The organism is Escherichia sp. WS1450, assembly GCF_046487395.1.
Taxonomy (GTDB): domain Bacteria; phylum Pseudomonadota; class Gammaproteobacteria; order Enterobacterales; family Enterobacteriaceae; genus Escherichia; species Escherichia coli.
In genome coordinates this window covers 26696-40024 of sequence record NZ_JBJQJO010000003.1, presented here as the reverse complement: position 1 = coordinate 40024, position 13329 = coordinate 26696, and the positions used below count along the sequence as shown (strand labels likewise).

General features: G+C 51.2%; 8 protein-coding genes. All 8 read left to right on the top strand.

Annotation, left to right across the window (positions count from 1 at the left end):
• Positions 1-10: 10 nt before the first annotated feature.
• The 8 genes from glcF to gspC all read left to right on the top strand — a co-directional run bounded on the left by glcF (position 11) and on the right by gspC (position 13312).
• Complete coding sequence (gene glcF / locus ACJHYR_RS04385; protein WP_001194805.1) at positions 11-1234, top strand: glycolate oxidase subunit GlcF; 1224 nt, start codon at positions 11-13, stop codon at positions 1232-1234.
• 4 nt (positions 1235-1238) lie between these two features.
• The gene (locus tag ACJHYR_RS04380) at positions 1239-1643 is read left to right on the top strand and encodes a GlcG family protein (RefSeq protein WP_000853256.1); all 405 of its coding nucleotides are present in this window, start codon (positions 1239-1241) and stop codon (positions 1641-1643) included.
• Positions 1644-1664: 21 nt separating this feature from the next.
• Positions 1665-3836: a malate synthase G gene (gene glcB, locus ACJHYR_RS04375; protein ID WP_000005017.1), complete on the top strand. Its 2172-nt coding sequence runs from the start codon at positions 1665-1667 to the stop codon at positions 3834-3836.
• 354 nt (positions 3837-4190) lie between these two features.
• Positions 4191-5873 (top strand): glycolate permease GlcA, encoded by a 1683-nt coding sequence (gene glcA / locus ACJHYR_RS04370; protein ID WP_000259302.1) that lies wholly within the window; start codon positions 4191-4193, stop codon positions 5871-5873.
• 484 nt (positions 5874-6357) lie between these two features.
• Positions 6358-10920 (top strand): lipoprotein metalloprotease SslE, encoded by a 4563-nt coding sequence (sslE, locus tag ACJHYR_RS04365; protein ID WP_001034472.1) that lies wholly within the window; start codon positions 6358-6360, stop codon positions 10918-10920.
• A 129-nt stretch (positions 10921-11049) separates the two neighbouring features.
• Positions 11050-11859, top strand: coding sequence for a prepilin peptidase PppA (pppA, locus tag ACJHYR_RS04360; protein ID WP_000464638.1), 810 nt, complete (start codon positions 11050-11052; stop codon positions 11857-11859).
• 65 nt (positions 11860-11924) lie between these two features.
• Entirely contained in the window at positions 11925-12335 is a 411-nt protein-coding gene (gene gspS2 / locus ACJHYR_RS04355; protein ID WP_001305972.1) for a type II secretion system pilot lipoprotein GspS-beta, read from the top strand.
• A gap of 17 nt (positions 12336-12352) precedes the next feature.
• Positions 12353-13312: a type II secretion system protein GspC gene (gspC, locus tag ACJHYR_RS04350; RefSeq protein WP_001366858.1), complete on the top strand. Its 960-nt coding sequence runs from the start codon at positions 12353-12355 to the stop codon at positions 13310-13312.
• The last annotated feature ends 17 nt before the right edge of the window (positions 13313-13329 follow it).

Sequence of the window (13329 nt, the reverse complement as noted above, 5' to 3'; positions counted from 1 at the left end):
GGAGCAGGCTATGCAAACCCGATTAACCGAAGATATGCGGCAGAACGCGCGGGCGCTGGAAGCCGACAGCATCCTGCGTGCCTGTGTTCACTGCGGATTTTGTACCGCAACCTGCCCAACCTATCAGCTCCTGGGCGATGAACTGGACGGGCCGCGCGGGCGCATCTATCTGATTAAACAGGTGCTGGAAGGTAACGAAGTCACGCTTAAAACACAGGAGCATCTCGATCGCTGTCTCACTTGCCGCAATTGTGAAACGACCTGTCCTTCTGGTGTGCGCTATCACAATTTGCTGGATATCGGGCGTGATATTGTCGAGCAGAAAGTGAAACGCCCACTGCCGGAGCGAATGCTGCGCGAAGGATTGCGCCAGGTAGTGCCGCGTCCGGCGGTCTTCCGTGCGCTGACGCAGGTAGGGCTGGTGCTGCGACCGTTTTTACCGGAACAGGTCAGAGCAAAACTGCCTGCTGAAACCGTGAAAGCTAAACCGCGTCCACCGCTGCGCCATAAGCGTCGGGTTTTAATGCTGGAAGGCTGCGCCCAGCCTACGCTTTCGCCCAACACCAACGCGGCAACTGCGCGAGTGCTGGATCGTCTGGGGATCAGCGTCATGCCAGCTAACGAAGCAGGCTGTTGTGGCGCGGTGGACTATCATCTTAATGCGCAAGAGAAAGGGTTAGCGCGGGCGCGCAATAATATTGATGCCTGGTGGCCCGCGATTGAAGCAGGTGCCGAGGCAATTTTGCAAACCGCCAGCGGTTGCGGCGCGTTCGTTAAAGAGTATGGGCAGATGCTGAAAAACGATGCGTTGTATGCCGATAAAGCGCGTCAGGTCAGTGAACTGGCGGTCGATTTAGTCGAACTTCTGCGCAAGGAACCGCTGGAAAAACTGGCAATTCGCGGCGATAAAAAACTGGCCTTCCACTGCCCGTGTACCCTGCAACATGCGCAAAAGCTGAACGGCGAAGTGGAAAAAGTGTTACTTCGTCTTGGATTTACCTTAACGGACGTTCCCGACAGCCATCTGTGCTGCGGTTCAGCGGGAACATATGCGTTAACGCATCCCGATCTGGCACGCCAGCTGCGGGATAACAAAATGAATGCGCTGGAAAGCGGCAAACCGGAAATGATCGTCACCGCCAACATTGGTTGCCAGACGCATCTGGCGAGCGCCGGTCGTACCTCTGTGCGTCACTGGATTGAAATTGTAGAACAAGCCCTTGATAAGGAATAACAAAATGAAAACTAAAGTCATTCTTAGCCAGCAAATGGCGAGTGCAATTATTGCCGCAGGTCAGGAAGAGGCGCAGAAAAATAACTGGTCTGTTTCCATTGCTGTTGCCGATGACGGCGGTCATCTGCTGGCGTTAAGTCGCATGGATGATTGCGCGCCAATTGCGGCTTACATCTCCCAGGAGAAAGCGCGTACCGCCGCGCTGGGACGTCGTGAAACTAAGGGCTATGAAGAGATGGTGAACAACGGACGTACCGCGTTCGTGACTGCGCCGTTACTGACGTCGCTGGAAGGCGGCGTACCGGTTGTTGTGGATGGGCAAATTATTGGTGCCGTGGGCGTTTCTGGTTTAACCGGAGCACAGGATGCGCAGGTCGCGAAAGCGGCAGCAGCGGTGTTGGCGAAATAAGCGAAAACGAGGAGATAAATAATGAGTGAAACCATAACCCAAGGCCTTTTACGCATTGACGCCGACTTTAAACGTTTTGTGGATGAAGAAGTTTTGCCGGGCGTAGAACTGGATGCTGCCGCGTTCTGGCGCAATGTTGATGAGATTGTTCACGATCTGGCACCAGAAAATCGTCAGTTGCTGGCAGAACGCGATCGCATTCAGGCAGCGCTTGATGAGTGGCATCGCAGCAATCCGGGGCCGGTAAAAGATAAAGCGGCCTATAAATCTTTCCTGTGTGAACTGGGCTACCTGGTGCCGCAACCGGAGCGCGTGACGGTGGAAACCACGGGCATTGACAGCGAAATCACCAGCCAGGCGGGGCCACAGCTGGTGGTTCCGGCAATGAATGCCCGCTACGCGCTGAACGCGGCGAACGCGCGCTGGGGCTCACTGTACGATGCGTTATACGGCAGCGACATCATCCCGCAGGAAGGGGCGATGGTCAGCGGCTACGATCCGCAGCGCGGTGAGCAGGTTATCGCCTGGGTTCGGCGTTTCCTCGATGAATCTCTACCGCTGGAAAACGGCAGCTATCAGGATGTGGTGGCGTTTAAGGTGGTTGATAAACAATTACGCATCCAGTTGAAAAATGGTAAAGAAACCACGTTACGCACCCCGGCGCAGTTTATCGGTTACCGTGGCAATGCCGCTGCGCCGTCCTGCATTTTGCTGAAAAATAACGGCCTGCATATTGAGCTGCAAATCGATGCCAACGGGCGGATTGGCAAAGACGATCCGGCGCATATCAACGATGTTATCGTCGAAGCGGCCATCAGTACCATTCTCGACTGCGAAGATTCGGTCGCGGCGGTTGATGCGGAAGATAAAATCCTGCTGTACCGCAACCTGCTGGGCCTGATGCAGGGGACTCTGCAAGAGAAAATGGAGAAAAACGGTCGGCAAATCGTGCGTAAACTGAATGACGATCGTCAGTACACCGCCGCCGATGGCTCTGAAATTTCTCTGCACGGACGCTCGTTGCTGTTTATCCGCAACGTGGGGCATTTGATGACCATTCCTGTGATTTGGGACAGCGAAGGCAATGAAATCCCGGAAGGCATTCTTGATGGCGTCATGACTAGCGCGATTGCCCTCTATGATTTAAAAGTGCAGAAAAACTCGCGCACTGGCAGCGTCTATATTGTGAAACCGAAAATGCACGGTCCGCAGGAAGTGGCGTTCGCCAACAAACTGTTTACCCGCATTGAGACAATGCTCGGTATGGCACCGAATACCCTGAAAATGGGCATTATGGATGAAGAACGTCGGACCTCGCTGAACTTGCGTAGCTGTATCGCTCAGGCGCGCAACCGCGTGGCGTTCATCAATACCGGTTTCCTCGACCGTACCGGCGATGAAATGCATTCGGTGATGGAAGCTGGCCCGATGCTGCGTAAAAACCAGATGAAATCGACGCCGTGGATCAAAGCCTACGAGCGTAATAACGTGCTTTCCGGTCTGTTCTGTGGGCTGCGCGGTAAAGCGCAAATTGGTAAAGGCATGTGGGCAATGCCGGACCTGATGGCAGACATGTACAGCCAGAAGGGCGACCAACTGCGTGCCGGGGCAAACACAGCCTGGGTTCCGTCACCAACCGCTGCTACGCTCCATGCGCTGCACTACCACCAAACCAACGTACAGAGCGTGCAGGCCAACATTGCCCAGAGCGAGTTCAATGCTGAATTTGAACCGTTGCTGGACGATCTGCTGACTATTCCGGTGGCTGAAAACGCTAACTGGTCGGTGGAAGAGATCCAACAAGAGCTGGATAACAACGTGCAGGGGATTCTGGGGTACGTGGTGCGTTGGGTGGAGCAGGGGATTGGTTGTTCAAAAGTGCCGGATATTCACAACGTGGCGCTGATGGAAGACCGCGCAACGCTGCGTATCTCCAGCCAGCATATCGCCAACTGGTTACGTCACGGTATTCTGACCAAAGAACAGGTGCAGGCGTCGCTGGAGAATATGGCGAAAGTGGTTGATCAGCAAAACGCTGGCGATCCGGCTTATCGTCCGATGGCGGGGAATTTCGCTAACTCGTGTGCTTTTAAAGCTGCCAGCGATTTAATCTTCCTCGGCGTGAAACAGCCAAACGGCTATACCGAACCGTTATTACACGCCTGGCGTTTACGCGAAAAAGAAAGTCATTAATAGCGTCAAAAAAGCCCCGGCAAGTTTTATTGTCGGGGCTATGATAGTAACTGCGGTAGTACATTTATCCCGGAAATAACCGGAGCGATTATCAGGGTTTAACAATATTAAATACCCGTAGCGCATTACTAGCGGGCCTAAAACAACAATATGGACATCTTAACGATATTCTGCGCCTGCGTGTGCGGAACAGAAACACTTACCCGATATACTTGTTATGCCAGAGGTAGCAATTGCGTTAGCAGCGTACTGTTGCTGTAAAGTATAACGCCTATATTTTACAGTTCAGTCCTCTTTTGCTTATTACAACCTTAAGTATATCAAGCATATAAAGATAATAAGAGACTGAACAATATGGTTACCTGGACCCAAATGTATATGCCGATGGGAGGACTGGGGCTATCCGCTCTGGTCGCCCTGATCCCGATAATATTCTTCTTCGTTGCACTCGCGGTATTACGTCTGAAAGGACATGTCGCCGGAGCAATAACCCTTATATTATCTATCCTGATTGCAATATTCGCCTTTAAAATGCCGATTGATATGGCATTTGCTGCTGCGGGCTATGGCTTTATTTATGGATTATGGCCTATTGCGTGGATTATTGTTGCGGCGGTGTTCCTCTATAAATTAACCGTTGCCAGCGGTCAGTTCGATATTATCCGCAGCTCGGTTATCTCCATCACTGACGATCAGCGTTTGCAGGTGTTACTGATTGGTTTCTCCTTTGGCGCGCTGCTGGAAGGGGCGGCTGGCTTTGGTGCGCCGGTGGCGATTACCGGTGCGCTGCTGGTGGGCCTGGGCTTCAAACCGTTATACGCGGCGGGGCTGTGTCTGATTGCCAATACTGCGCCGGTGGCGTTTGGTGCGTTGGGCGTGCCGATTCTGGTCGCCGGTCAGGTAACGGGAATCGATCCGTTCCACATTGGCGCAATGGCGGGACGTCAGTTACCGTTCCTGTCGGTTCTTGTGCCGTTCTGGCTGGTAGCAATGATGGACGGCTGGAAAGGGGTGAAAGAGACGTGGCCAGCGGCGCTGGTTGCTGGGGGAAGCTTCGCTGTCACGCAGTTCTTTACCTCTAACTATATTGGTCCGGAACTGCCGGATATTACTTCGGCGCTGGTGAGTATCGTCTCACTCGCTTTATTCCTTAAAGTCTGGCGGCCGAAAAATACCGAAACGGCAATCAGCATGGGACAATCCGCAGGTGCGATGGTGGTGAATAAACCATCTTCTGGCGGTCCCGTGCCTTCAGAATATAGTCTGGGGCAAATCATTCGTGCGTGGTCACCGTTTTTAATCTTAACGGTGCTGGTCACCATCTGGACGATGAAGCCATTTAAAGCGTTATTTGCTCCGGGCGGCGCGTTTTATTCGCTGGTGATTAATTTCCAGATCCCTCATTTGCATCAACAAGTGTTGAAAGCGGCACCCATTGTCGCCCAGCCAACGCCAATGGATGCGGTATTTAAATTCGACCCTCTCTCTGCTGGCGGCACCGCTATTTTTATTGCAGCGATTATCTCTATCTTCATCCTCGGCGTGGGGATCAAGAAAGGTATTGGCGTCTTTGCCGAAACGCTAATTAGCCTGAAGTGGCCGATACTGTCGATTGGCATGGTGCTGGCGTTCGCCTTCGTCACCAACTATTCCGGTATGTCCACCACGCTGGCGCTGGTACTGGCAGGTACAGGCGTGATGTTCCCGTTCTTTTCGCCATTCCTCGGCTGGCTGGGGGTATTCCTTACCGGCTCGGACACTTCCTCTAACGCCCTGTTTGGTTCACTGCAATCGACCACGGCGCAGCAAATCAACGTCTCCGACACCCTGCTGGTGGCAGCAAATACCAGCGGCGGCGTAACTGGCAAGATGATCTCCCCGCAATCTATCGCCGTGGCCTGCGCCGCGACGGGCATGGTGGGCCGAGAATCTGAACTGTTCCGCTACACCGTGAAGCACAGTCTGATTTTTGCCAGCGTTATCGGCATTATCACGCTGTTGCAGGCGTATGTGTTTACCGGGATGTTAGTTTCGTAAGTCAATAATGCCGGATGATCGTTAATATCATCCGGCTACATTTACATTATTCTGTCTTATTAATTGAAAATTATTTCCCTCTTTATTATCCATGCAGCAATAATGTTTTGCGTTCAGATAACCTGCTAAATAATTAAGAACGTGAGAATATCTATTTTTTTATCACGCAAAACAAGTTTGTACTAATTATGTTCGCTTGATGAGCAAACACCGTGCTATCTGTTGCTTTTGCAATCGCAATCGTTAAAACTATCAACAACTTGGGATAGTTACATTGTGAATAATTGTTACTTTTTTGTTTGTTGAATCTTTTTATAAATACCCCGTCTGACATCGAATAGGGGATATTCTTATAAATTTCACCTGTTTCGTTATCAATAATGCAGTTTTTTAAGAATGGAGGAAGTTATTAGAGAAGATAAAGCATAAAACTATTTCTCCCAGTTACGAATTTTTTAACATTGTTTTGTCACTTGCGTTATTAATGAATAAGAAATTTAAATATAAGAAATCGCTTTTAGCGGCTATTTTGAGCGCAACCCTGTTAGCCGGTTGTGATGGCGGTGGTTCCGGATCTTCCTCCGATACGCCGCCTGTAGATTCTGGAACAGGGTCTTTGCCGGAAGTGAAACCTGATCCAACACCAAACCCGGAGCCGACGCCTGAGCCAACGCCGGACCCAGAACCTACGCCGGAACCGATACCTGATCCTGAGCCAACACCAGAACCGGAGCCAGAACCTGTTCCTACGAAAACGGGTTATCTGACCCTGGGCGGAAGCCAGCGGGTAACTGGTGCTACCTGTAATGGTGAATCCAGCGATGGCTTTACATTTACACCTGGTGAGGACGTTACTTGCGTGGCGGGTAACACGACAATTGCCACCTTCAACACTCAGTCAGAAGCTGCGCGTAGCCTGCGTGCGGTTGAAAAAGTGTCGTTTAGTCTTGAGGACGCGCAAGAACTGGCGGCTTCCGACAATAAGAAAAGCAATGCGGTTTCGCTGGTAACGTCCAGTAACAGCTGTCCGGCGGATACAGAACAGGTTTGCCTGACGTTCTCCTCTGTGATCGAGAGTAAACGTTTCGACTCGCTGTATAAGCAAATCGATCTGGCACCGGAAGAGTTCAAAAAGCTGGTCAATGAAGAGGTGGAAAACAATGCCGCGACCGATAAAGCGCCATCCACTCATACTTCACCGGTCGTGCCTGTCACCACGCCGGGAACAAAACCGGATCTGAACGCCTCCTTCGTGTCGGCTAACGCGGAACAGTTTTATCAGTATCAACCTACGGAAATCATTCTCTCCGAAGGCCGACTGGTAGATAGCCAGGGATATGGTGTTGCTGGCGTCAACTACTACACCAATTCAGGCCGTGGCGTGACAGGGGAAAATGGTGAATTTTCCTTTAGCTGGGGCGAAACCATCTCCTTTGGTATCGATACCTTTGAACTGGGTTCAGTGCGCGGCAATAAGTCGACCATTGCGCTGACTGAACTGGGTGATGAAGTTCGCGGGGCGAATATTGATCAGCTTATTCATCGCTATTCGACGACCGGGCAAAATAATACCCGTGTTGTTCCGGACGATGTACGCAAGGTCTTTGCCGAATATCCCAACGTGATCAACGAGATTATCAATCTCTCGTTATCCAACGGTGCGACGCTGGATGAAGGTGAGCAAGTTGTTAATCTGCCAAACGAATTTATTGAGCAGTTTAAGACGGGTCAAGCCAAAGAGATCGATACCGCGATTTGTGCGAAAACCGACGGTTGTAACGAGGCTCGCTGGTTCTCGCTGACGACGCGCAATGTTAATGACGGCCAGATTCAGGGCGTTATTAACAAGCTGTGGGGTGTGGATACAAGTTACAAATCTGTCAGCAAGTTCCATGTATTCCATGACTCTACCAACTTCTATGGCAGCACCGGTAATGCGCGCGGTCAGGCGGTGGTGAATATCTCCAACGCGGCATTCCCGATTCTGATGGCGCGTAATGATAAAAACTACTGGCTGGCCTTCGGCGAAAAACGCGCCTGGGATAAAAATGAGCTGGCGTACATTACGGAAGCGCCTTCCATTGTGCGCCCGGAAAACGTGACTCGCGAAACTGCCACCTTCAACCTGCCGTTTATCTCGCTGGGGCAAGTCGGCAAAGGTAAGCTGATGGTTATCGGTAACCCGCACTACAACAGCATTCTGCGCTGTCCGAACGGTTACAGCTGGGAAGGCGGTGTTGATAAAAACGGTCAGTGTACGCGTAACAGTGATTCTAATGATATGAAGCACTTTATGCAGAACGTGTTGCGCTATCTGTCCAACGATAAATGGACGCCGGACGCGAAAGCCAGCATGACCGTAGGCACCAACCTGGATACTGTCTATTTCAAACGTCATGGTCAGGTTACAGGAAACAGTGCTGAGTTCGGCTTCCATCCGGATTTTGCGGGTATCTCCGTTGAGCATTTAAGTAGCTATGGCGATCTCGATCCGCAGAAAATGCCGCTGCTGATCCTTAACGGCTTTGAGTATGTGACTCAGGTGGGGGGCGATCCCTATGCAGTGCCTCTGCGTGCAGATACCAGCAAACCGAAGCTGACCCAGCAGGATGTGACCGATTTGATCGCCTATATGAACAAAGGTGGCTCGGTGCTGATCATGGAAAACGTGATGAGCAATCTTAAGGAAGAGAGCGCGTCTGGCTTTGTGCGTCTGCTGGATGCCGCAGGCCTGTCAATGGCACTGAACAAGTCGGTGGTGAATAACGATCCGCAGGGTTATCCAGACCGCGTGCGCCAGCGTCGAGCGACTGGCATTTGGGTTTATGAACGTTATCCGGTTGTGGAGGGTGAGCTGCCGTACACCATTGATTCCAAAACAGGAAAAGTTACCTGGAAATATCAGATTGATAACAAGCCTGATAAGAAACCGAAACTGGAAGTAGCCAGCTGGCAAGAAGAGGTTGATGGTAAACAGGTAACTCAATTCGCCTTTATCGATGAAGCCGACCACAAAACGACTGAATCTCTGGATGCTGCGAAGAAGAAAATTCTGGAAAAATTCAAGGGATTAGAGGAGTGTAAGGACTCGACATATCACTACGAAATCAACTGCCTGGAATACCGTCCTGGCACGAACGTTCCGGTTACTGGTGGCATGTATGTTCCGCGCTATACGCAACTGAATCTCAGCGCCGACACTGCAAAAGCGATGGTGCAGGCGGCGGATTTAGGCACCAACATTCAGCGTCTGTATCAGCATGAGCTCTACTTCCGGACCAATGGTCGCAAAGGTGAGCGTCTGAGCAGCGTCGATCTGGAACGTCTGTACCAGAACATGTCGGTCTGGCTGTGGAATGAAATTGAATACAGCTATGACAGCAGCAAGGAAGACGAGCTGGGCTTTAAAACGTTCACCGAGTTCCTGAACTGCTACGCCAACGATGCCTATACTGGCGGCACGCAGTGTTCTGATGAGCTGAAAAAATCGCTGGTCGATAACAACATGATCTACGGCGAGAAGAGCGTTAATAAAGCGGGCATGATGAACCCCAGCTATCCGCTCAACTATATGGAAAAACCGCTGACGCGCCTGATGCTGGGTCGTTCCTGGTGGGATCTGAACATCAAAGTTGATGTCGAGAAGTATCCGGGAGCGGTATCGGCAGAAGGTGAGAAGGTTACTGAAACCATCAGCCTGTACTCGAATCCGACCAAATGGTTTGCGGGTAACATGCAGTCTACTGGCCTATGGGCTCCGGCTCAGAAAGAGGTCACCATTGAGTCTTCTGCATCAGTTCCTGTGACTGTCACCGTGGCGCTGGCCGACGATCTGACCGGACGCGAGAAGCATGAAGTCGCGCTGAACCGTCCGCCAAAAGTGACGAAAACCTATGATCTGAAAGCCAATGATAAGGTGACCTTCAAGGTGCCTTACGGTGGTCTGATTTATATCAAGGGCAACAGCCCAAAGAATGAGTCAGCCGAATTCACCTTTACTGGTGTGGTAAAAGCGCCGTTCTATAAAGACGGCGAATGGAAAAACGCTCTGAACTCCCCTGCGCCGCTGGGCGAGCTGGAATCAGACGCTTTCGTTTATACCACGCCGAAGAAGAACCTTGAGGCCAGCAATTTCACTGGTGGTGTAGCAGAATTCGCTAAAGATCTGGATACCTTTGCCAGCTCGATGAATGACTTCTACGGTCGTAATGATGAAGACGGTAAGCACCGGATGTTTACCTATAAAAACTTGACGGGGCACAAGCATCGTTTCACCAACGATGTGCAGATCTCCATCGGTGATGCGCACTCTGGTTATCCGGTAATGAACAGCAGCTTCTCGACGAACAGCACCACGCTGCCGACGACGCCGCTGAACGACTGGCTGATCTGGCACGAAGTTGGTCACAACGCCGCCGAAACGCCGCTGACTGTTCCTGGCGCAACTGAAGTAGCGAACAACGTGCTGGCGCTGTACATGCAGGATCGCTATCTCGGCAAGATGAACCGTGTCGCTGACGACATTACCGTCGCGCCGGAATATCTGGAGGAGAGCAACGGTCAGGCATGGGCGCGCGGCGGTGCGGGTGACCGTCTGCTGATGTACGCACAGCTGAAAGAGTGGGCAGAGAAAAACTTTGATATCAAGACGTGGTATCCAGATGGCAATCTGCCAGCGTTCTACAGCGAGCGTGAAGGGATGAAAGGCTGGAACCTGTTCCAGTTGATGCATCGTAAAGCACGCGGCGATGAGGTTGGCAAAACCAAGTTTGGCGAAAGAAATTACTGTGCCGAATCCAACGGTAACGCTGCCGACACGCTGATGCTGTGTGCATCCTGGGTCGCCCAGACGGATCTTTCGGAGTTCTTTAAGAAATGGAATCCGGGCGCGAATGCTTACCAGTTGCCGGGAGCGAGCGAGATGAACTTCGAGGGCGGTGTGAGCCAGTCGGCTTACGAGACGCTGGCGGCGCTTAATCTGCCGAAACCGCAGCAAGGGCCGGAAACCATTAATCAGGTTACCGAGCATAAGATGTCAGCTGAGTAAGCCTGTATGCCGGAAAAGGCGCTCGCGCCGCATCCGGCATGAAATAAGGCGCATCGGGCCTGGAGGAAAGCCGTATGGCATACACCTGCAGGCCCGCATCCGGCAAGTTACAACAAATAACCTTTAACCATGTTTTTTGATGTTTTTCAGCAATACCCCGCGGCGATGCCCGTCCTGGCTACCGTCGGAGGATTGATTATCGGCAGTTTTTTGAATGTGGTGATTTGGCGTTACCCCATCATGCTGCGCCAACAAATGGCGGAGTTTCACGGTGAAATGCCGAGTGCGCAGTCAAAAATAAGCCTTGCGCTACCGCGTTCGCACTGCCCACATTGTCAGCAGACCATCCGGATACGTGACAATATTCCGCTGCTCTCCTGGCTGATGCTCAAAGGGCGCTGCCGTGATTGTCAGGCGAAAATCAGCAAGCGTTATCCGCTGGTGGAGTTATTGACGGCACTCGCTTTTTTGCTGGCGAGTCTGGTCTGGCCAGAAAGTGGATGGGGGCTGGCGGTGATGATATTATCCGCTTGGCTGATTGCCGCGAGCGTCATTGACCTCGATAACCAATGGCTGCCCGATGTTTTTACTCAGGGCGTATTGTGGACCGGGCTGATTGCGGCATGGGCGCAACAGAGTCCGTTAACGCTACAAGACGCAGTTACCGGCGTACTGGTGGGATTTATCACTTTTTACTCCCTGCGCTGGATAGCCGGAATAGTTCTGCGTAAAGAAGCATTAGGCATGGGCGATGTATTACTCTTCGCCGCTTTAGGTGGCTGGGTGGGGGCGTTATCACTGCCCAACGTTGCTTTAATCGCCTCATGCTGCGGCCTGATATATGCCGTTATTACAAAAAGAGGATCAACCACACTGCCTTTTGGACCGTGTTTAAGTCTGGGCGGTATAGCAACACTTTATCTACAGGCATTGTTTTAATGATAACAACGTCATTATCAAAGTGACATTTTAACTCTTATTAATAACCTTAGAGATTATTTACCATGTCGATAAAACAAATGCCAGGGAGGGTATTAATATCGCTATTGTTGAGCGTTACAGGATTATTAAGTGGCTGTGCCAGCCATAATGAAAATGCCAGTTTACTGGCGAAAAAACAGGCGCAAAATATCAGCCAAAACCTGCCGATTAAATCTGCGGGATATACCTTAGTGCTGGCGCAAAGTAGCGGCACGACGGTAAAAATGACCATTATCAGCGAAGCGGGTGCTCAGACCACGCAGACGCCTGATGCCTTTTTAACCAGCTATCAACGACAAATGTGCGCTGACCCGACGGTGAAATTAATGATAACCGAGGGAATTAATTACAGCATAATGATTAATGATACACGTACAGGTAACCAGTATCAGCGGAAACTGGATCGTACCACCTGTGGAATAGTCAAAGCATAACGTCGGGTAGATATAAATTGGCGCGGGTTGTTTTTCGTGACGCACGAATTTATCTCATTCAATGGCTGACAAAAATTCGTCACACTCTTAACCAGAGACAATCTCTTAATACAGACAAAGAGCATCTGCGAAAAATTGTACGCGCGATGTTCTGGCTGATGCTGCTTATTATTTCTGCAAAAGTGGCGCATTCACTCTGGCGCTATTTCTCCTTTTCTGCGGAATATACGGCGGTTTCCCCATCGGCGAATAAACCGCCCCGTGCAGATGCAAAAACGTTCGATAAAAATGACGTGCAATTAATCAGCCAGCAAAACTGGTTTGGCAAATATCAGCCCGTCGCCGCACCGGTAAAACAACCTGAACCTGTGCCTGTGGCAGAAACACGTCTTAATGTGGTGCTGCGCGGGATCGCCTTTGGTGCCAGACCCGGCGCGGTTATTGAAGAAGGCGGTAAACAGCAGGTCTATTTGCAGGGTGAAACGCTTGGCTCGCACAACGCAGTGATTGAGGAAATCAATCGCGACCATGTGATGCTGCGCTATCAGGGAAAAATAGAGCGCCTGAGCCTGGCAGAAGAGGAGCGTTCCACCGTAGCCGTGACCAACAAAAAAGCCATCAGTGACGAAGCAAAGCAAGCTGTTGCTGAGCCTGCTGCCAGTGCGCCAGTTGAGATCCCGACTGCTGTGCGTCAGGCACTGGCGAAAGATCCGCAGAAAATTTTTAACTATATCCAGCTTACGCCTGTGCGTAAGGAGGGGATTGTCGGTTATGCAGTGAAGCCGGGGGCAGATCGTTCTCTGTTCGATGCCAGCGGTTTCAAGGAAGGCGATATCGCCATTGCGCTAAATCAGCAGGATTTCACTGATCCACGAGCAATGATTGCTCTGATGCGGCAGTTACCTTCAATGGATTCCATTCAACTTACGGTTTTACGCAAGGGTGCGCGCCACGACATTTCCATCGCGCTGCGCTAACCGCATTTAATCCAGGA